Annotated in this window: 18 protein-coding genes, 2 pseudogenes and 2 riboswitches; of the genes and pseudogenes, 12 read left to right on the top strand and 8 right to left on the bottom strand. The window is 64.9% G+C overall.

Annotated elements, in window-relative coordinates; translation table 11 throughout:
• Together Y705_RS0114855 and Y705_RS0114860 are read right to left on the bottom strand one after the other, a co-directional pair.
• Positions 1-798 (bottom strand): D-2-hydroxyacid dehydrogenase family protein (locus Y705_RS0114855; RefSeq protein WP_026533445.1); only part of this gene is annotated, 798 nt, incomplete at its 3' end.
• Positions 799-814: 16 nt separating this feature from the next.
• Positions 815-1,714: a ketopantoate reductase family protein gene (locus tag Y705_RS0114860; RefSeq protein ID WP_026533431.1), complete on the bottom strand. Its 900-nt coding sequence runs from the start codon at positions 1,712-1,714 to the stop codon at positions 815-817.
• Between the two features lie 129 nt (positions 1,715-1,843).
• On the opposite strand from Y705_RS0114860, the gene Y705_RS0114865 reads away from it, so the two are divergent.
• Positions 1,844-2,245, top strand: coding sequence for a universal stress protein (locus tag Y705_RS0114865; RefSeq protein ID WP_026533432.1), 402 nt, complete (start codon positions 1,844-1,846; stop codon positions 2,243-2,245).
• A gap of 50 nt (positions 2,246-2,295) precedes the next feature.
• Here Y705_RS0114865 and Y705_RS20385 read toward each other — a convergent pair whose 3' ends face one another.
• Positions 2,296-3,138 (bottom strand): IclR family transcriptional regulator, encoded by an 843-nt coding sequence (locus Y705_RS20385; RefSeq protein ID WP_049822845.1) that lies wholly within the window; start codon positions 3,136-3,138, stop codon positions 2,296-2,298.
• Positions 3,139-3,234: 96 nt separating this feature from the next.
• Between Y705_RS20385 and Y705_RS20390 the strand changes: the two genes are divergently transcribed.
• From Y705_RS20390 to Y705_RS0114920, 11 genes and pseudogenes are all read left to right on the top strand, one after another.
• Positions 3,235-4,461 carry a CaiB/BaiF CoA transferase family protein gene (locus Y705_RS20390; protein ID WP_049822846.1) on the top strand — a complete coding sequence of 409 codons (1,227 nt, stop codon included), beginning with the start codon at positions 3,235-3,237 and terminating at the stop codon, positions 4,459-4,461.
• The gene (locus Y705_RS0114880) at positions 4,454-5,236 is read left to right on the top strand and encodes an enoyl-CoA hydratase-related protein (RefSeq protein WP_026533433.1); all 783 of its coding nucleotides are present in this window, start codon (positions 4,454-4,456) and stop codon (positions 5,234-5,236) included. The genes Y705_RS20390 and Y705_RS0114880 overlap by 8 nt, the downstream gene beginning before the upstream one ends.
• 2 nt (positions 5,237-5,238) lie before the next feature.
• Positions 5,239-5,676, top strand: a complete 438-nt coding sequence (locus tag Y705_RS0114885; RefSeq protein WP_081738094.1) for a PaaI family thioesterase — start codon at positions 5,239-5,241, stop codon at positions 5,674-5,676.
• 71 nt (positions 5,677-5,747) lie between these two features.
• Positions 5,748-6,734: a Bug family tripartite tricarboxylate transporter substrate binding protein gene (locus Y705_RS0114890; protein ID WP_026533435.1), complete on the top strand. Its 987-nt coding sequence runs from the start codon at positions 5,748-5,750 to the stop codon at positions 6,732-6,734.
• Positions 6,731-7,285, top strand: coding sequence for a tripartite tricarboxylate transporter TctB family protein (locus Y705_RS0114895; RefSeq protein ID WP_026533436.1), 555 nt, complete (start codon positions 6,731-6,733; stop codon positions 7,283-7,285). The genes Y705_RS0114890 and Y705_RS0114895 overlap by 4 nt, the downstream gene beginning before the upstream one ends.
• Positions 7,286-7,320: 35 nt before the next feature.
• A complete protein-coding gene (locus Y705_RS20395) occupies positions 7,321-8,895 on the top strand; it encodes a tripartite tricarboxylate transporter permease (RefSeq protein ID WP_081738093.1) in 1,575 nt (524 codons plus the stop codon).
• A 98-nt stretch (positions 8,896-8,993) separates the two neighbouring features.
• Positions 8,994-10,211 (top strand): MFS transporter, encoded by a 1,218-nt coding sequence (locus tag Y705_RS20400; RefSeq protein ID WP_049822847.1) that lies wholly within the window; start codon positions 8,994-8,996, stop codon positions 10,209-10,211.
• 77 nt (positions 10,212-10,288) lie between these two features.
• A riboswitch (TPP riboswitch) is annotated at positions 10,289-10,419 on the top strand.
• Between the two features lie 62 nt (positions 10,420-10,481).
• Positions 10,482-11,090, top strand: coding sequence for an ECF transporter S component (locus tag Y705_RS23305; protein ID WP_026533437.1), 609 nt, complete (start codon positions 10,482-10,484; stop codon positions 11,088-11,090).
• Positions 11,091-11,167: 77 nt separating this feature from the next.
• Positions 11,168-12,148, top strand: a pseudogene (locus Y705_RS0114915) (ATP-binding cassette domain-containing protein); the annotation flags it as partial.
• A 91-nt stretch (positions 12,149-12,239) separates the two neighbouring features.
• Positions 12,240-12,587, top strand: a complete 348-nt coding sequence (locus Y705_RS23500) for an ATP-binding cassette domain-containing protein (protein WP_343212771.1) — start codon at positions 12,240-12,242, stop codon at positions 12,585-12,587.
• 44 nt (positions 12,588-12,631) lie between these two features.
• Positions 12,632-13,384, top strand: a pseudogene (locus Y705_RS0114920) (energy-coupling factor transporter transmembrane component T family protein); the annotation flags it as partial.
• Between the two features lie 45 nt (positions 13,385-13,429).
• Here the strand turns inward: Y705_RS0114920 and Y705_RS0114925 are convergent.
• The 5 genes from Y705_RS0114925 to Y705_RS20405 form a co-directional block, all read right to left on the bottom strand.
• A complete protein-coding gene (locus tag Y705_RS0114925; RefSeq protein WP_026533439.1) occupies positions 13,430-14,167 on the bottom strand; it encodes an amino acid ABC transporter ATP-binding protein in 738 nt (245 codons plus the stop codon).
• Positions 14,164-14,928 (bottom strand): amino acid ABC transporter permease, encoded by a 765-nt coding sequence (locus tag Y705_RS22790; protein WP_026533440.1) that lies wholly within the window; start codon positions 14,926-14,928, stop codon positions 14,164-14,166. The genes Y705_RS0114925 and Y705_RS22790 overlap by 4 nt, the downstream gene beginning before the upstream one ends.
• Positions 14,929-14,934: 6 nt before the next feature.
• Entirely contained in the window at positions 14,935-15,858 is a 924-nt protein-coding gene (locus tag Y705_RS22795; protein WP_049822848.1) for an ABC transporter substrate-binding protein, read from the bottom strand.
• Positions 15,859-16,034: 176 nt separating this feature from the next.
• Positions 16,035-16,152: riboswitch (SAM riboswitch) on the bottom strand.
• A gap of 88 nt (positions 16,153-16,240) precedes the next feature.
• Complete coding sequence (locus Y705_RS0114940; RefSeq protein ID WP_026533442.1) at positions 16,241-17,119, bottom strand: aminodeoxychorismate lyase; 879 nt, start codon at positions 17,117-17,119, stop codon at positions 16,241-16,243.
• A 76-nt stretch (positions 17,120-17,195) separates the two neighbouring features.
• Positions 17,196-18,506: anthranilate synthase component I family protein (locus Y705_RS20405; RefSeq protein ID WP_162149095.1), on the bottom strand; the 1,311-nt coding region annotated here is incomplete at its 5' end.

The raw sequence follows: 18,506 nt of genomic DNA on the forward strand, positions 1-18,506 counted from the left end.
GTCGAAAACGTCGAGGCCCGCGCCGCCGATGCGGCGGCTTCCCAGGGCCGCCACCAGCGCGTCCTGGTCGACGATGCCCGCGCGGGACGTGTTCACGAGCACCGCAGTGGATTTCATCGAGTGCAGATGCCGCTCCGTAACGAGCCCCGCTGTCCGCGAACTCAACTGCAGGTGGATCGACAATACGTCCGAGCGTTGGAAGAGGTCGTCCTCCGATACCCATTCCGCTCCTCCTTCGCCCGCCCGCTGTGGAGTCAGATGGTGGCTCCACGCGATGACGTTCATTCCGAAGGCAAGGCCGACGGCGGCAACCTTGGTGCCGATTCTTCCTAGTCCGAGCACGCCCAGAGTCGAACCGGCAAGGCCCGATCCGATGGAGCCGGATTGCCAGTGGCCGTTCCGCAGGGACTCTTCCTCCCTTCTCAGATTGCGTTGAAGTGCCAATATCAGGGCCCAGGTGAGTTCGACTGTAGGTGTACCCAGCGACTCGGTGCCGCATACCAGGACACCGGCATTCGCATCGACTGCCGCGTTCCGCATTCCGGTGGTCACTATCAGCCGCAGCCTCGGTAGGCGTTTGATGACTTCGGCCCGGAGTGGCGTTCGCTCGCGCATCACGACCACGATGTCGAAGTCCAGAAGGCGCTCTACCAGAGCGTCTTCGTCGGTCAGGTGGTCGTGAAAAAAAACAGGATCCAACGGGTGCTCGCCGGAATGCCAGTCGGCCATCCGCTCGACGACGGCCTGATAGTCGTCCAGCACAGCGATTCGCGTTGCTGATTTCCCGTTCGGTGTCATGTGGTGAGTCCTCATTTCAGCTTCGACGGTTCCCGAGCGATTCGGTGGTCCGCAACTCGTCGACCATCCTCGCGACGGCCGGGGTGAAAAGTCCATGCTTCTGGCCGCGGCGCATCAGCGTTCCTCCAATGGCGTCGAGTTCGCTCGGTTTTCCCGCAGCCATGTCCAACTGCAGCGAGGATCGCATACCAGGTGGAAGGCCGCGCAGCGCCTCAGCGACGGTCGGAACGGTCGTCGGCAGGCCGTCGGCTGTTGCAACAGCACTGACTTCCGTCAGGAGCCCTGTGGTGAGGTCTTCATCGCGTGCGAGGGCCGCGCCGATCGGCAGGTTCCAGTAGCTGGTCAGGAGCGCCAACGGCGCCAGGAACCGAAACTTGTTCCACAGGACGACATTCTCGGAATCGCGGGCCGCCACGGTGATTCCAGCCCTGCGGAGTGCCTCGACCGTCAGGGAATCTGAACTTTCCTCGGGAACAGCGATTCGAAGGAAGGGGCTTCGGTGCTCCACGACGGTCGGGGAGGAGCGCGCCGCTTCCACCGTGATGGCGGCACCCGTGATGGACGTTCCCGGGCAGGATTCTCGCAGGTCCGCCAGATGGTCCAAGCCATTCAGCAGGGAGATGATTTCGGCCGGAGCCGAAGTGCGGATCCTCGCAATCGAATCGGACAGCGCGAATGCCTTCGTGGCCAGGATCACCCGTGCTCCGTGCGGAACGGTCTCCTGCGCAGGTACGGGAGCAGTCCAATTTCCATACTGCCCGCTTCGGATGGTCAGACCGTCGCTGTTGATCGCCTTTGCCGCATCCGGGCGTGCAACAGCAACGACGTCTTCATCGGCGCGGTGGAGCAGTGCGGCAATCAGGCCGCCCACCGCACCGGGGCCGACCACGGCAATTCTGCCTCGTTCATCCGTCATTTCTGGCCTTTCAGTAGTGCCGGGCCTGCCCGCAGAACCCGTCGGGCGGGCAGGAATCGCTATGGTAAATTTTGCACGTCAAGCGCGCCGGAGCCTTTCATCGCAAGATCCACCCAGGGAGCAGCATCCATGTCAGTCGTAGTAGGTTACATACCGACCCCGGAAGGCCGGGCGGCTCTCCAGCGTGCGATCGAGGAATCACGACTCCGGAAGCTCAAGCTCGTCGTCGTCAATTCCAGAGACAGCGGAAGGCAGGCCAGCGGCCAGGAAAAGGCCCAGTACGAGACTGAACTGAAAGAAATGGAAAAGAGCGTCGCGGATGCCGGCGTCGAGTACGAAATCCGCACCATGGCGCGGGGAACACTCCCGAGCGAGGACCTGACCGCAGTTGCGGAAGAGACCCGGGCAGAACTGATCGTCATCGGCATGCGCCGGCGGAGTCCTGTCGGCAAACTCTTCCTCGGCTCCAATGCGCAGGAGGTCCTCCTGAGCGCCGATTGCGCGGTCCTGTCAGTCAAGGCGTCGAAGTAGATTTCCGGCCGTCGCCCGGGAACGGCCGGCCGCAGCCAGGGTAGTTTCCTTCACTCGGCTGCTTGTTCGCCGGGTGCGAGGGCGCGTCGGAAATTCTGCTTCACAGCTGCATCCGAGGCTCCCAGTGCTTCGGATATCTCCCACGCCGTCTCCTTGGCCCGGAGTCCCAGCAGTGCTGCCCGTCCCTCATCGATACGCATGGATGGCACCGACAGGCCGACGGCGCCGATGACGCTGCCTGTATGGTCGAAGATCGGCGCAGCAACGGCCCGGATCCCCGTGGTCCGTTCCGCATTGGAATCGGCCCAGCCTTGATCCCGGATCCGGCTCAACTCCGCCCGCAACCGATCGGGGTCGGTAACCGTAGCCGGGGTCACCGGACGGATCGAGCGTGAAAGCCACCACTCCTGGCGATCCCAGGGCAGGACGGAGAGGATCACCTTTCCGGGCGCGCCATGGGGCAGGGGCACGGGGACCCCGATGTCGGTATAGTGCCTCCGGATCTCCTGGCGGCTTTCGGCCTGGTCGATGACGGCGCGTTCGCCGGTGGACAGCAGCTCGTGCAGTCCGACCGTCTCGTCCACCTCGTCGCGCAGCTTCATCATGAACGGCATGGCGACGTCACGGAACGTCGTCGGGATTGCACCGTTGCGCGCCAGTTGAATCAGAAGCGGACCGAGACCGTAACGCTTGTCAGAAGTCTGTCGAATGAGCCGGTTGGCCGCCATGGACGCGAGGATGCGGTGCGCGGTGCTGGTGGACAATCCGGTCCGCTTCGCTACCTCGGTGATTCCAAGCTCCGGATTGCGCGAGTCGAAGCAGCGCAGGATCGCCACCGCGCGGTCGATCGACTGGACCCCGCTGCGTAGCTTTGCGCCGTCGTCATTTTCCATTCAGACCCCTTGACACTTATTGGTGGAACCCCTACGGTGATGTGAGTCACTTCCCGAAGAGCGGTAGTGCATCCCACTATACAGGAAAGGGGCAATATGCTCCCTCTCGACGGATTCCGTGTCCTCGACCTCACAAGATTCCTCTCCGGGCCCTATTGCACGATGGTCCTGGCAGAAATGGGAGCGGACGTCATCAAGATCGAGGTGCCCCACACCGGAGCTGATGAACGCCGGTTCGCACCGAAGGTCAATGGTGAAAGCTACCCCGGCGCGATGCCCAACCGCAGCAAGCGCAGCATTTCCCTCGACCTGAAGACGGAAGAGGGGAAAACCCTCCTCCTCAAGCTTGCCGAGGACGCAGACCTGGTCATCGAGAATTTCCGTCCCGGCGTCGCCAAGCGTCTCGGAATCGACTACGAGTCCGTGCGGAAGGTCCGCTCGGACATCCTGTACTGCTCCATCAGCGGCTTCGGCCAGACGGGTCCGTACAAGCACCGTCCTGGCTTCGACATCATGGCGCAGGGCGTCGGTGGCTTCCTGCGGATGACGGGGGAGCCGGGAGGAAAGCCGGCAAAGGTGGGCATCGCCATCAATGACATCGCCGCCGGCATGACCGCGGTCTACTCGATCATGGGTGCGCAGATGCTCCGGCAGAAGACCGGCGAGGGGCAGTACATGGACATCTCCATCCTGGAGGCAGGCCTGGCCTGGACCGTGTGGGAATCGGGAGCATTCTTCTCCGGCGGCGAGGTCCCGCAGGCCACCGGAACCAGGCACCGCCGCTCCACCCCGTATCAGGCGTACCGTACGGCCGACGGATACGTCACGATCGGCGCGGCGAATGACCGCCTCTGGGAACGCCTTGCCACTGAAGCCCTGGGCAAGGAGGAGTGGCTGAGCGATCCGCGGTTCGTCACGCTGCCGGACAGGATGGCGAACATCGACGAGCTGGAACGCGAGATCGAAGCCATCACCATGACGAAGAACACCGATGAATGGATCGCCATCATCGATGGAGTCGGTGTTCCCTGCGGCCCCGCACTGACTTATGACCAGACCCTCCAGAACGAGCAGATCCTTGCCAGGGATATGATCGTCGACGTCGAGCATCCGATCATGGGTGGAATGAAAACCATCGCACCGCCCACGAAGTTCTCGAACATGGATTACAGCGTGCGCGGCCCCGCTCCCTGGCTCGGGCAGCACACCGCCGAAGTCCTCCGCGAGGCAGGGCTGGACAACGCAACGATCGAGAAGCTCTTCACCGACGGCGTCGCCTTCGACGCCCACCCCACCCTGCAGAGGAGCGACACCCATGTCTGACGAAATACTGGTCGAGCGCCAGGGAGCAATTGCCACCGTCGTCCTCAACCGGCCCAAGAGCCACAACGCCATCACCATCGGGATGTACACCGAGCTGCCAGGAGTCGTCTCCGAGCTCGATGAGGATCCCGCAGTCAAAGTGATCGTGCTGCGAGGGGCAGGCGAGAAGTCCTTCGCGTCCGGTGCGGACATCAGCGAATTCGAGAAGGAACGTGGCAACGCAACCAGCGCCCGTAACTACAACGAGCGGGTAGCGGAAGCCGAACACGCCATTGAAGGCCTGAAGAAGCCCACCATCGCCATGATCCATGGCTACTGCATCGGCGGCGGTGCCGGACTGGCGCTGGCCTGCGATATCCGGTTCGCCGACACCAAGAGCCGGTTCGCCATCACGCCGGGAAAGCTCGGACTGGTCTACAGCCTCGAGTCGAGCAAGCGGGTGGTGGACCTGGTCGGGCCGGCGCGTGCCAAATGGATCCTGATGTCCGGACTGCAGATCCCGGCCGAGCGCGCCCTTTCGCTTGGCTTGTTCGATGAGCTCTCCTCACCCGAGGAGCTCGAGCAGTTCACCTACGACTTCGCGGAGACAGTCTGTTCCAGGGCGCAGTTCAGTGTCCGGGCAGGCAAGGAGATGGTGCGACGCATCGTCCTTGGCCAGGTTCAGGACGACCAGGACACCATCGACCTGCGCAACTCGTCCTTCGACACCGAGGACTTCGCCGAAGGCGTGAAGGCGTTCCTCGCGAAACGGCCACCGAACTTCCAGTGGTCCTGAGCATGACCGGGACGACCTTCGAGGGAGCAGTGGACCAGGCCCGCGAGGCAGCGGGCGATTCGAGCCAGGAATTCGGAAACTTCTTCCTGTCCCGATTCCTTGACCTGGACATCAGCTATGACGATGACCAGCAGAGCTGCACCGTCGTCCTGCCGTACGCCGCACACCTCCGCAATCCGCAGGGCTCGGTGCACGGCGGGATCATCGCCACAGCGATGGACATCTCGATGGGCCACCTGTGCCATCGTTACCTCTCGACTGCGGTGACGCTGGAAATGAACTTCCGGTATTTCCGGCCCCTGGAAGGAACCGGGCGCTGCGTCGCCACCATCCTTCGGGCGGGACGGCGGATCGTCCACCTCGAGTCACGCCTCACCGACGAAAGCGGACGTCTGGTCGCTTTCGCCGTCGGCTCCTGGCACCGGCTCGACGCCGACTAGCCTTTCGCTCACCGATGCAGATATTCACCCGCTCCGCACTACAACGACGTTACGAGGAGAAGAGAAAAGAAATGCGCAGTAAGAAAATCATCACCACAGTGGCAGCACTGACCCTCATCGCATCCCTGACCGCCTGCGGCAATGACGCCGGATCAGGAGCAGAGGCCGGGGCCGACTATCCCTCGGAGGATATGGACTGGACGATCGCCTTCGGGGCCGGTGGCGGTAACGACATCATGGCCCGAACCATGGTGGACATCATCAACCAGTACGAGATGTATCCGGAGAACATCTCGCTGGAGAACCGTGAAGGCGGAAGTGGCGCAACCGGCTGGGGTTACCTGTTCAGCAAGGCCGGCAGCGGTTATGACGTATCGACGACGTCAGGCTCTTTCATCACCACACCCCTGCAGTCGGACACCGGCTGGACCTTCGAGGACTTCACCCCGATCGGCCTGTTCGCCACCGACGATGCGGTGTTCGTCGTCCCTGAGGGCAGCGAGTACGAAACCTGGGAGGACTGGGTTTCCTATGCCCAGGAGCAGGAGACCGTCGTCGTCGGCGGAATCGGAACGGTGAACGTCGACCTCATCCTGCATGAACTGATCGCCGAAGCCAGCGGCTACGAAATCGACTACGTGCCGTTCAACGAGGAAGGCCAGCTCCAGACCTCACTTCTGTCAGGAGCACTGGATGCCATCGTCTCCAATACCGGTTCAGTACTCGGACAGATCGAGGCTGACGAAATGACGCCATTGCTGTTCACCGGTGCTGAAAGGCTTGACGTTCTTCCCGATGTCCCCACGGGCGAGGAAAAGGGCATCGAAGACCTTCCCGCCATGCCGCGCGGAATGATCCTGCCTCCGGACGCCCCAGCGGAAGCCAAGGAATGGTGGATCACCACCATGAAGGAAGTTGTCGAGACCCCGGAGTGGAAGGAATACGTCGCCTCCAACTACCTCACCGAAAACATCAAGTGGGACCAGGAGTTCTTCGATTCGCTTCGGGAAACCACTGACAGTTTTGAAGCCACTCTGGAAGAGGCCGGGGCGCTTTGAGCCACTCCGTCATCAAGGGCGAAGCGGAAGCTGGGAAGGTGGGTCGTTCCGGTTGGCGCCGGCGGCCCACCGCCAAGTCCATCTTTCTCCTCGTGTTGCTGCTGGTCCTCGCCGCCTACACGGAAATTGCCTTCGGCATGGAGGCCACTACGGCATCGGGCCGCATTGGTGCGGGGTTCTTTCCTCGGGTCATCGGTGGCTCAGCCGCACTGCTGACCCTGATCGCGCTCGTGCAGAGTATGCGCGTCGGTTCCGGAGAGGATGACGACACCGTCGACCTCGAGGAGGACATGGGGGAGGGAGATCTCGGGCACCACCCGAAAGCCATGATCATCACGATCGCCCTGACCATGGTCTTCGTGGCGACCCTCACAACCCTGGGCGCGATCGTCTCCGGTGTTCTCTTCATGTTTGCGCTGCTGTGGTTCCTGAACAGGACCCACCTGGTAACCAATATCGTGCTCAGCCTTGGCTTGCCCCTGGCGATGTACCTCCTCTTCCAAACATTCCTCAATTCGGGTTTGCCCGAGGGGATACTTCCGCGCTTCTGACAGCGGAATCCAACTCGGCTCGAAGGAGAGTTAGCTTGGACGTTTTCAATAACCTGGCTGGGGGGATTGTCTCGATCCTGACCCTGCAGAACATTCTGCTCCTGGGGGCGGGAGTGACCCTGGGCATGATCGTCGGAGTCATGCCCGGCCTCGGTCCATCGGCGGGCCTTGCCATCCTGCTTCCGCTGACGTTCGGACTGGACCCCACCGGCGCAATCGTCATGATGGCAGCCGTGTACTACGGCTCCATGTACGGCGGCACGATCACCTCGGTCCTGATCAACACTCCCGGTGAATCGGCGACCGTCGCCAGTACCTTCGACGGTTATCCGCTGGCCAAGCAGGGCCGTGCGGGGCCTGCCTTGATCATGGCAGCGATTGCGTCCTTCATCGCGGGCACGATCGGCGCCGTCCTGATCAGCTTCTTCGCGCCGAGTGTCGCGTCGGTCGCCCGCACCTTCGGTCCGCCCGAACTGTTCCTGATCGTGGTCGTCGGACTGCTGACGCTCATCGTCATCGTCGGGAAGAATCGCCTTCTCGGCGTGATCTCCGCGCTCATCGGGTTCGCCCTGGCAACCGTCGGCATCGACGTCGGAATCGGAGCGCAGCGCTACACGTTCGGTTCCACCGAACTCATCAACGGGATCGACTTCATCCCGGTGGCCATCGGACTGTTCGGTGTGGGGGAGATCCTCCACGCCATGTGGCGCGGTGGGCACCTCGAGAAACTCGACTACCAGAAGATTTCACTCCGGGGCAAGGGTTTCTGGCCCACCCGGGCTGACTTCAAGGAATCCAACGGCGCGATGCTGCGCGGCTCCTTCCTCGGTTTCTTCACCGGAACCGCGCCCGGCGCCGGGGCGACGGTTGCCTCGCTCATGTCCTACAACGTCGAGAAATCGATCTCGAAGACGCCCGAGCGTTTCGGCAAGGGAGCCATGGCGGGGCTGGCCGGACCCGAGGCAGCCAACAATGGCGCTTCCGCCGGTGCAATGGTGCCGTTGCTGACCCTCGGTATACCGGGATCATCGTCGACGGCGGTCCTTTTGGCGGCGTTCCTGATGTGGGGCCTGCAGCCCGGGCCTCTCCTCATGGAACAGAACCCGGAATTCGCCTGGGGCCTGATCGCCAGCATGTATCTCGGCAACGTGATGCTCCTGCTGATCAACATCTTCATGATTCCGACGTTCGCCAATGTTGCAAGGGTGCCGTTCCGGGTGCTCGCTCCCGTGATCATCCTGATCTGTGCGCTCGGCACCTACACCATTCACGGCAGCATCCTCGAGGTGTGGATCATGCTCGCCTGCGGCGTGCTCGGGTTCTTCATGCGCCGCTACGGCTTCTCTCCCGCGGCCCTGGTGATTGCACTGGTGCTCGGGCCACTGGCCGAGGAGACGCTGCGCCAGACGATGATCATCTCGGGCGGCAGCTTCGGGATCTTCTTCGAGCGTGCCACGTCGATGTGGCTCCTGGCCGTCATGGTCGCACTCATCGCCGTTCCGCTCCTCAGCCCCTGGATTCGGCGGATCGTCAATGTCCGGGTTCGGGACGTCGGTAGGCGGCGTCGTGAGCAACAGCGAGCTGAGGAAAGGAAAGATGTGAATTCCTGATCGTTGACCGCCCGCCCCGCAACGGGAGGGCGGTCACGATCCGTCAACGTTCAAAAGGAAGCGGGTGCGAGCGCCGGCGCCACTGGAGGAGCATCACAATGGCACGAGCGGCGCGGCCGGGACGATGGCTCTGGATGCTCGTTGCAGCAGCCATCCTCGGTCAGGGGTCGTTGAACCTGGCGCGGCTGTTGATCTCCTACAAGGCGCTGGCACTTGGCGGCGACGCCGTCGCCATCGGCTTCATCTCGGCCGCCTTCGCAATCCTCCCCGCGGCTGTCGCCATCGCACTCGGCCGATTGTCGGACAAAGCCGCCTGGCTGCGGCCGCTGATTGCCGCGGGACTGCTGACCCTCACCCTCAGTTGCCTGCTGTTATCCGCCTCGGCCTCTTTGCTGCTCGTGGCCGTCGGTAGCGCCGGCTTGGGGTTGGGACATCTTGCCTTCGCCATCGCAGCGCAGTCCATGATCGCCAAGCGTTCCCATCCAGACTCGATCGATGCCGGATTCGGCTGGTTCACCGCAGGGTTCGCCCTGGGACAAATGGTGGGCCCGCTCGTCGCCGGCGTACTCCTCAGCAATCCAGGCGCTGCCACCGTGGCGGGACGTCTCGCGGACATCGATCAGGCCCTGCTGCTTGCCGGACTGCTGGCCCTGATCGCCGTGCCGTTGATCCTGGTGAGGATCGGAAACCGCGAAACGGCCGGCACCGCGGTGAAGGGAACTGCACCCACGAGCGTCAAGGACTCCGTCGGCATGATCCTCGGCCGCCCCGGGGTGAAGTCCAACATGCTGGCCAGCCTGGCACTCCTGACCACCATGGACATCCTCATCGCGTTCCTGCCGCTGATCGCCGAGCAGCAGGGTGTTCCGCCGCTGGTCGTCGGTCTGCTGCTCGCTCTCCGCGCTGCTGCCACCATTCTGTCCCGGGTCCTGTTGACCGTCCTCCTGCGACGGTGGAGCCGGGACCAGTTGGTGCTGGCGAGTCTTATCGGTGCAGCGCTGGGCTTGGTGGTGTTGCCGTATGTGCTCGAGAATCTCCTGATCGCTGCGGTGTCCCAGGTTCTGGTCGGTTTCTTCCTCGGCCTCGGACAGCCCCTGACCATGGCGTTGATCTCCCGGGCCGTGCGGGAAGAATCACGTGGCGCGGCCCTCGCCATCCGACTCCTGGGCAACCGGATCGGCCAGATCGTCCTGCCCGCGGCAGCGGGACTGGCGGCAGCGCCGCTGGGACCGAGCGGCGCCATCTGGATGACGTGTTTCGTGCTGGGCGCAGCGGGTGCGGTCAAGGGTATCGGCGACCGCCGTCGGCCGGAGTGAAGCACCCCCGGAGTGCAGGGCCGGAGTAAAGAGGCACTGGAAAGCCCCGCGGTGTAGGATCGAGACGCTTCACCAAACACATACGACAGGGGAGCGCCGTTCCGCCGCAGCAAGTGCTGCCGGAACCGGGCGCTGAGAGTGCGGACAGCCGCAGACCCTCGAACCTGATCCGGTTAGTACCGGCGAAGGGAGTCGAGTTCTCAGAGTGGTTCGAGGAGGATTTCTCCCTGAACCGCTCTCCCCTCCTGTACCTCAGGAGGATTCTTCAGCATGGCAACAACAACTGCCCCCCGGGGCACTCGAACCCGCAGCCTCGAATGGCGCGTCGTCGACATCGTGGTGGCTTCGGTCATCGCCGTGGCGGTCGGTGTCGTCTTCTTCGCCTGGTCCGCGGGCTACTCGCTCATCAGCGGCATCACCGCAGCATTTCCACCACTCGGCGGCCTCTACGTGGGCGGCTGGCTCATTGCAGGAGTCCTTGGCGGGCTGATCATCCGCAAGCCCGGTGCCGCCATCTACTGCGAAGTCCTCGCGGCGGTGGTGTCGATGGCACTCGGCACGCAATGGGGACTCCTCGTCGTCGTCTCCGGCGCTATTCAGGGCCTCGGCGCCGAACTCGTGTTCCTGCTCTTCCTCTATCGGCGCTGGAACCTCGGCGTCGCACTCCTCGCGGGGCTCGGCGCAGGGGTGGCACTGGCGATCAGCGAGAACATCCTGTACAACGCACTGTGGGCCATCGACTGGCAGCTCCTCTATGTGCTCTTCGCCTCCATCTCCGGCGTCGTGATCGCGGGGCTGCTTTCCTGGCTCGCCATGCGCGGACTCGCCAAAACGGGAGTGCTCTCCTCCTTCGCCGCGGGCCGCACGGCCGACGTGTGACCCAGCACTCGACAGCACCCGTTGCCGTCACCGCCTCGGACTGGGGGTGGCGGCACGCGGGCCGCTCCCGGTTCGCGGTGCGGGGGATCGACCTCGTTGTCGAGCCCGGTGAGCGGATCCTGCTCCTCGGTGCCTCCGGTGCCGGCAAGTCCACGCTCCTTTCCGCCCTGGCCGGGGTGCTGGGGAACGACGACGAGGGCGAGCAGGAGGGTACACTCCTGCTCGACGGCGGCAGTCCGGCTTCCCAGCGCGGCCGTGCCGGGCTGGTGCTGCAGGATCCTGATTCTCAGGTCGTCCTTGCGAGGGTTGGTGATGAGGTGGCGTTCGGAGCGGAGAACCTCTCGGTTCCGCGCGCTGACATCTGGAAACGCGTCCACCGCTCGCTCGACGACGTCGGGCTGGACGTGCCGCTCGACCGCTCCACCTCCGCACTGTCCGGCGGACAGAAACAGCGTCTCGCGCTCGCCTCGGTCCTTGCCATGCAGCCGGGGCTGCTGCTGCTCGACGAACCCACGGCCAACCTCGACCCGCAGGGCGTCATCGACGTGCGCAACGCCGTCGTCCGGGTGCTCGACCGGAACCCGGCGACGCTCGTGGTGGTCGAACACCGCGTGGAGGTGTGGGCAAGCGTCGTCGACCGTGTGGTGGTGCTTGCCTCCGACGGCGGAGTCCTCGCCGACGGCACGCCTGCGGACGTCCTCGGCAGGGAAGCCGCCCGCCGCACCCTCGGCAAGGCCGGGGTCTGGGTGCCTGGTCGTAAACCGGCGGTGGAGGGCCCACTGCCCGGCGCGGGCGGAGACATCCTGCTGTCCTCGGCCAACCTCGCGGTGGCGCGGACGAAGCGGGGACCCGAGGTTCTCGCTGGTGTGGACCTCGCGCTGCGGGCTGCATCGGCCCTCAGCATCGTAGGTCCTAATGGAGCAGGAAAGTCGACGCTCGCCCTGACACTGGCCGGGCTCCTGAAGCCCCGCCAGGGAAAGGTCGCGGCAGGTACGCCGCTGGCCCGCGGAGCCGGCACCGACCCTTCGACGTGGCGGTCGGCCGAACTCGTGCAGCGCATCGGTACCGTCTTCCAGGAACCCGAGCACCAGTTCCTCACCTCCACCGTGGCGGACGAACTGGAGTTCGGGCCGCNTCGGGCCGCGCCGCGTGGCCCGCGAGCCGGAAACTTCCTTCCGCCCCCGTATCAACGAGCTCGCCGAAAGGCTCCGTCTCGGCCACCTCCTCGCGGCGAATCCCTTCACCCTGTCCGGTGGAGAGAAGCGGCGGCTGTCGGTGGCCACCATGCTCGCGACCAGCCCCGACATCCTGGTGCTCGACGAACCGACGTTCGGGCAGGACGCCGGGACCTGGGCGGAGCTCGTCGGTCTGCTGCGGGAACTGGTCAGCGAGGGCAGCTGCGTCCTGTCGGTGACCCACGACACCGACTTCACCGAAGCGCTCGGCAACCGCGTCCTCGAAGTGGGGCCCGTCGCCGCGCAGCGGGGTGCGCCATGAGCAGTGACATCCTGACGCCCTCGCTGACGGGCAACACCGTGCTGCTCCGCGCGAACCCGCTCTCCAAGCTCTTCGCCGCAGGAGTGATCACCGCGGTAGTGATGCTCAGTATCGACTGGGTCAGCGCTGCGGTGGCGCTCGGATGTGAGATCCTGCTGATGCCGCTGCTGGGGATCAGCATCCGCGGTCTGCTGCTGCGGGCCTGGCCCCTGCTCGTCGCGGCGCTGGTGGCCGCCTATGGCACGGCGCTGCTCGCCGAGAAGACGGGCGCCGTGCTGCTGGAGATCGGCCCCGTGCTATTCACCGAAGGGTCGGTATCAGCGGGATTCGCCATCGGGATCCGGGGACTCGCACTGGCCCTGCCCGGCATCTTCCTTGCAGTCTCCACCGATCCCACCGACCTGGCCGATGCCCTTGCCCAGAAGCTGCACGCACCGCACCGCTTCGTGCTCGGCGCCCTCGCGGCCCTGCGCCTGGTCGGCCTGCTGGTGGAGGAGTGGCGGATCCTCGGGCTCGCACGGCACGCCCGCGGCGCGGGAGCCGAAGGAAACACGCTGATGCGCTTCCGCAATTTCCTCGGCCAGGCCTTCGGCCTTCTGGTGCAGGCGATCCGGCGTGCCACGCGCCTTGCCGTCGCCATGGAGGCGCGGGGCTTCGGAGCGGGCCCGCGGACCTGGGCCCGCGAGAGTAGATTCAGCGCGCTCGACGCCGTCGTCGCGGTGGGGGGAGTGGGAATCGCCGCGGGTGCGCTGACGGCGGCCCTGCTGGCCGGGACCTGGAACTTCCTCCTGTCCTGATGCAGGAAGGACCGCCGCGGGATGCGCCTGGTGGGTGGGCAGCTCCTAGAGCACGTCCGAGAGGAATGACTTCAGCCGCGGGGTCTGCGCATTGTCGAAGATGGCCGCGGGAGGCCCGCTTTCCACGACGACGCCGCCGTCCATGAACGTGACGGTGTCGGAGACGTTCCGGGAGAAGCCCATCTCATGGGTCACCACCACCATGGTCATACCGGCTGTTGCGAGATCGGCCATGAGTGCGAGGACGCCCTTGACGAGTTCCGGGTCCAGCGCGGAGGTCGCCTCGTCGAAGAACATCACCTCGGGGTCCATGGCAAGGGCCCTGGCGATGGCGACACGCTGCTGCTGGCCGCCGGACAGGTTGGCAGGGCGAACCTCCGCCTTGTGTTTCAGCCCCACCTGGTCGAGCTGGGCCAGAGCCTTCGCGCGCGCTTCATCCGCTGACATCCCGCGGAGCTTCCGCAGTGCCAGTGAGACGTTGTCCACGACGGTCTTGTGCGGGAACAGGTTGAACTGCTGGAACACCATGCCGATGCGGCGGCGCAGTTCGTCCGGATTGTCCTTGAGCACCGAGCGTCCGTCGAGGAGGATGTCGCCCTGATCCGGTTCGATGAGCCGGTTCAGGACCCGCAGCAGCGTCGATTTTCCCGAGCCGGAGGGGCCGATCACCGAGGCCGTGGTGCCGCGCTCCACGTGCAGGTCGATACCGCGGAGTACATGGTTGGAGCCGAAGGAGAGGTGGAGGCTGCGCCCGGTCAGGGTGCCCGATTCGATCGTGCTCATGTTTTCGCTCCTTCGCCGATCCGGGCGGCAATATCATCGGGTTCGGGCTTCTCGCGCTTGCCCATCCTCAGGCGGTTGTCGATGTAGTTGACGAGGTGCGTCAGCGGAACGGTGAGGCACAGGTACAGCACGGCCGCCGCGATGAGCGGTGAGAGGTTGCCCGTGTTGCCTGCCGCGTCGTTGCCGATGCGGAACAGTTCGCGCTCGCTGGCCAGCAGCCCGAGGAAGTAGATCAGGGAGGATTCCTTGATCAGGGAGATGAACTGGTTCACCAGAGCGGGCAGGACGCGGCGGACACCCTGGGGAATGACCACCAGCTGCATCGAGGAGTGGTAGCTGAAGCCGAGCGCACGGGACGCCTCGAGCTGGCCCTTCTCGACGCTCTGGATGCCGGAGCGGAAGATCTCCCCGATGTAGGCGGCGGCCATCAGCGACAGCGCCAGGATGCCCATCGGGAACGGGCTCGTGCTGCCGGTCAGCTGCCGGAAGAGCGGACTCAGCCCGATCCCGATGAGCAGGATGATGACGACGGCGGGAACTCCCCGGAAGATGTCCGTGTACACGCGCGCTGCCCAGCGGAGCGCCCGGTTCCTCGAAATACCCATCACCGCGAGGATCATCCCGAGCACCGTCCCGATCACGCCGGAACTGATGGCCAGGATCAGGGTGTTCGGCAGGCCCACCGTGAGGAGTTCCGGGAGGACCGAAGCCATTGCCTCCCAGTCGAAGAAGGTCTGCAGGAGCTGTTCGAAAGCGTTCATGCAGCGCTACTTGACTTCTACGGCTTTGCTGCCGGGCTTCCAGTCGGTCGGCATCTCGCGGTCCGGGTACCACTCCTGGGTGAGCTCGGCCCAGGTGCCGTCCTCGATCACTGCGTCGAGGCCGGAATTCAGGGCATCGATCAGCGGCTGGTTCTCGCTGTTGACTGCATAGGCAGTGAAGTTCTCGGTGTTGATGATGGTTTCGGCGATGGTGGTGCCGTCGCCCTCCTTGACCTGGCCGGTGGCCTGCTGCGACGGGGCCACCCAGGCGTCGATCTGGCCGTTCGTCACGTTGGCGTAGACGGTGTTGTAGTCAGCGAAGCGAACGGGCTCCAGGCCCAGGGTGTTCGTCACGTAGTCGTCCTGGACCGTGCCCTGGACCACACCGATGCGGGTGTTCTCCGACAGGGAGTCGAAGCCCGTGATGTCGGAGTCGCTCTTGGCCACGACCGCCATGTAGCCGAAGTCGTAGCCGTTGGTGAACCCGACACCCTCGCGGCGTTCCGCGGTGGTGGAGATCGAGGAGGAGCCGACGTCGAACTGCTTGTTCTGCACCTGTGCCAGGAGCGCGGAGAAATCGGTCGAGGCGAACTCGACGTCGAGACCGAGCTCGTCGCCGATGGCGCGCAGCAGCTCATTGTCGTAGCCGGTGAAGACGCCGTTCTCGATGAAGATGTTCGGCGGCGCATCGGAGAGGGTTCCCACACGGAGGGTGCCATCGGTGACGAGGCCCAGCTCCGAGGTGTCGATCTGGTCCACCGGCGTGGTGTCCTCGGTGGTGTACTGGTCGAGCGACTCCTGGTCGCTGCCGGCGAGGGCGTCGGTGGTAGGGCCGGAGTCGGTGGATTCGCTGCTGTTCGAACCGCACGAGACGGTCAGAGCGAGCAAGGGGACGGTGAGGGCTGCAAGGATTTTGCGGGAGAAGTTCATGGCTTCCTTCGATGGACGCGGCCCGGTCTGCGGGCGTGCGGGATCAGGGACGGGATGTTTCAGGGGGTGCCGGCTGATGGCGGAAATTGCTCGGCTCTGCTTCTTGCTCGGGTGACACGCTCGCTGTTCCAGGCTGTGCGGGCGTTGGACGGCTGCTTTCGGGGCTGACCGGCAGAACGCCGTACTTGCCTACCGGGGGACTTGGCCCGGCGGCCGAATCTTCACCTGGAGCACCCCACTACGGGAGAGGGTTGCTGTCCAGCCGGCCAGGGCCTGTGGCTGGAACTCTTGATTGTTTAACAAATTTATACGACGGCGCAGCGCAGATCAAAATGAACGGGCAACACCGCGTAAAGAAGCTTCTCGAAAGGCGGACTGTGTGCTAGACGAACCGGTCCACGAGCTCCGACAGCTCACGGGTCAGTTCCACCGACGTGGTAATCGGCGTGCCATCGATGGCGGTGACCGGCGTCAAGAGCCGCACGCTCGAAATCAGCCACACCGCGTCCGCCTCGAGCAGGTGATGCGGCTCCAGCGGCCCGTAGCCCAGGTTCCAGCCGCTCCCGCGGGCAGCCTCGAACAGTGCTCCCTGGGAGGTCCCCGGGAGGATGCCGCTTTCGAGCTGCGGCGTCAGCAGGGTCTTGGCCGTGCCCTGGCGGCGCGCGAGGAGGACGGTGGACGTGGGGCCCTCGAGGACCTTGCCGTCCGAGGATGTGAAGATGACGTCGTCGGCGCCGCGGGATTTCGCGTAGCGGACCGCAGCCATGTTGACGGCATAGGAGAGCGTCTTGGCGCCCATCAGGAGCCACGGCGCGCGCTGCGCCACCGTGCTGTCATAGCCGCGTTCGAGGAGCAGGACCTCGACGCCGGCCGCCTGCTGCCGCCGGGTGGCGGCGGGTACGGGTGACACCTGGACCCAGGCGGTGGGTTCGGCCGCGCCTTCCGTGCCGCGTGTCGCAACGAGTTTGACCACTGCTTCGGACGGCGCTGGTTCGGTTGCCGTGAACTCGTCCAGGGCGGTGCGGATGGCGCGGCTCCAGGCCTCGGCGGCCGGGATGGCGAGGTCGAGGGCGGCAGCGGAGGACGCCAGCCGGTCGAGGTGTGCCCGCTCCTTGCGGGGCACGCCGTCCACGGCCAACAGCGACTCGAAGATGCCGTCACCACGCGTGGCTCCGAGGTCGTTGGCCATGAGTTGCGGCTTCGACGGATCAACTATGCGGCCGTCACCATGCGCTGCGTCGAGGAACACCAGAACAGTCATGGGGCCAGCTTATCCAACGAGGTCCGCGAAGCTATCTCAAAAAACATCAAAAAACATCAAAAAACATCAGGAAACGTCAGGGAGCATCAGGGAACACCGCACCGAGTCCGGAGAGCACACCGAGGGCTTTGGTCCGTACTTCCTCCCATTCTTCGGCCGGCACCGAATCCGCGGTGATGGCACCGCCGACGCCGAGGCTGAGGCGCGCGCCGTCGTCGGTGTGTTCGATCACCAGGGTGCGGATGACGACGGCGAGGTCAGCGGCGCCGGTCAGGGAAAGGTAGCCGGCGGCCCCCGAATAGACTCCGCGGGCCCGGCCCTCGAGATGATCGAGGATGGCCATGGTGCTGATCTTGGGCGCACCCGTCATGGACCCCGCGGGAAAAGCCGAGGCGATCACCTCGGCACGGGACGTTCCGGGCTTGAGCTTCGCCTCGATGGTGCTGACCAGCTGGTGCACCGTGGCATAGGTTTCGACGTCGCAGAGACGGCTCACGGTGACCGACCCGGGGACGGCGTGGTGGGAGAGATCGTTGCGGAGCAGGTCGACGATCATGATGTTCTCGGCGCGGTCCTTGAGTGAGGCCGTGAGGTCCCGGCGAAGTCCTGCGTCGGTCTCCGGGTCCGGTGAACGGCCCCTGGTGCCCTTGATGGGTTCGGCCCGGAGACCGCCGTCGGCATCGATTTTCAGAAAGCGCTCGGGCGAGGTGCTCGCGACGGCGAAGTCCGGCCAGCGGATGAGATGCCCGAACGGTGCCGGGCTTGCGCGGCGCAGGCTCAGGTAGGAGGCAAGGGGGTCGACCGGGCGCTTCACGCTCGACACGAGCGAGGTGGTGAGGCACACCTCGTAGGTATTGCCGTCGGTGATCTGTTCCTGTGCCTCTCGGATCTTGTCGAGGTACCCTGCCCGCGAATCCCTCGCCTCGAAGACCGGCGGTTCGGTGAAGGCCCGCTCGATCGCTTCGGGGGCTGGTTGCTTGTTGTCGAGGACAGCCTTCCGTGCCGTTGCGAGCCAGTCCCCGCACTCGGGGTCGGATGCGCCGTCGGTCAGGGTGAGGAGGAACGCCGTTCCCTCCCGGTGGTCGAGTACGACGGCCCGGCCGGCGAAGATCAGTGCGGCATCGGGAACGGGCGAGGAGGGAAGCGAGCTTCCGCCCGTCTCGCGCTTCAGTTCGTAGCCCAGGTGACCGAGCCAGCCGAGAGCGAACCCGCACTCGTAGCCGTCGGGACGCCGCACCACGCGGCGCCCCCAGGCGTCGTCGAGCCAGCGGAAGAAGGGCTCGCGGATCCGGGTCGTCACCGCGCCGGCACTCACCTCGGTGATGCCGTCCGAGTGCTGCGCGCACTGGCCGAACCCTCCGGCGTCGTCGGCCAGGATGGAGAAGCG

This window comes from Arthrobacter sp. H41 (assembly GCF_000520535.1).
In the GTDB taxonomy this organism is placed as follows: Bacteria; Actinomycetota; Actinomycetes; order Actinomycetales; family Micrococcaceae; genus Arthrobacter_D.

Coding starts and splice junctions, on each gene's coding strand:
- Y705_RS0114860 (WP_026533431.1), bottom strand. CDS start 1,714: ATGACGGATGAACGAGGCAGAATTGCCGTGGTCGGCCCCGGTGCGGTG.
- Y705_RS0114865 (WP_026533432.1), top strand. CDS start 1,844: ATGTCAGTCGTAGTAGGTTACATACCGACCCCGGAAGGCCGGGCGGCT.
- Y705_RS20385 (WP_049822845.1), bottom strand. CDS start 3,138: ATGGAAAATGACGACGGCGCAAAGCTACGCAGCGGGGTCCAGTCGATC.
- Y705_RS20390 (WP_049822846.1), top strand. CDS start 3,235: ATGCTCCCTCTCGACGGATTCCGTGTCCTCGACCTCACAAGATTCCTC.
- Y705_RS0114880 (WP_026533433.1), top strand. CDS start 4,454: ATGTCTGACGAAATACTGGTCGAGCGCCAGGGAGCAATTGCCACCGTC.
- Y705_RS0114885 (WP_081738094.1), top strand. CDS start 5,239: ATGACCGGGACGACCTTCGAGGGAGCAGTGGACCAGGCCCGCGAGGCA.
- Y705_RS0114890 (WP_026533435.1), top strand. CDS start 5,748: ATGCGCAGTAAGAAAATCATCACCACAGTGGCAGCACTGACCCTCATC.
- Y705_RS20400 (WP_049822847.1), top strand. CDS start 8,994: ATGGCACGAGCGGCGCGGCCGGGACGATGGCTCTGGATGCTCGTTGCA.
- Y705_RS23305 (WP_026533437.1), top strand. CDS start 10,482: ATGGCAACAACAACTGCCCCCCGGGGCACTCGAACCCGCAGCCTCGAA.
- Y705_RS0114925 (WP_026533439.1), bottom strand. CDS start 14,167: ATGAGCACGATCGAATCGGGCACCCTGACCGGGCGCAGCCTCCACCTC.
- Y705_RS22790 (WP_026533440.1), bottom strand. CDS start 14,928: ATGAACGCTTTCGAACAGCTCCTGCAGACCTTCTTCGACTGGGAGGCA.
- Y705_RS22795 (WP_049822848.1), bottom strand. CDS start 15,858: ATGAACTTCTCCCGCAAAATCCTTGCAGCCCTCACCGTCCCCTTGCTC.
- Y705_RS0114940 (WP_026533442.1), bottom strand. CDS start 17,119: ATGACTGTTCTGGTGTTCCTCGACGCAGCGCATGGTGACGGCCGCATA.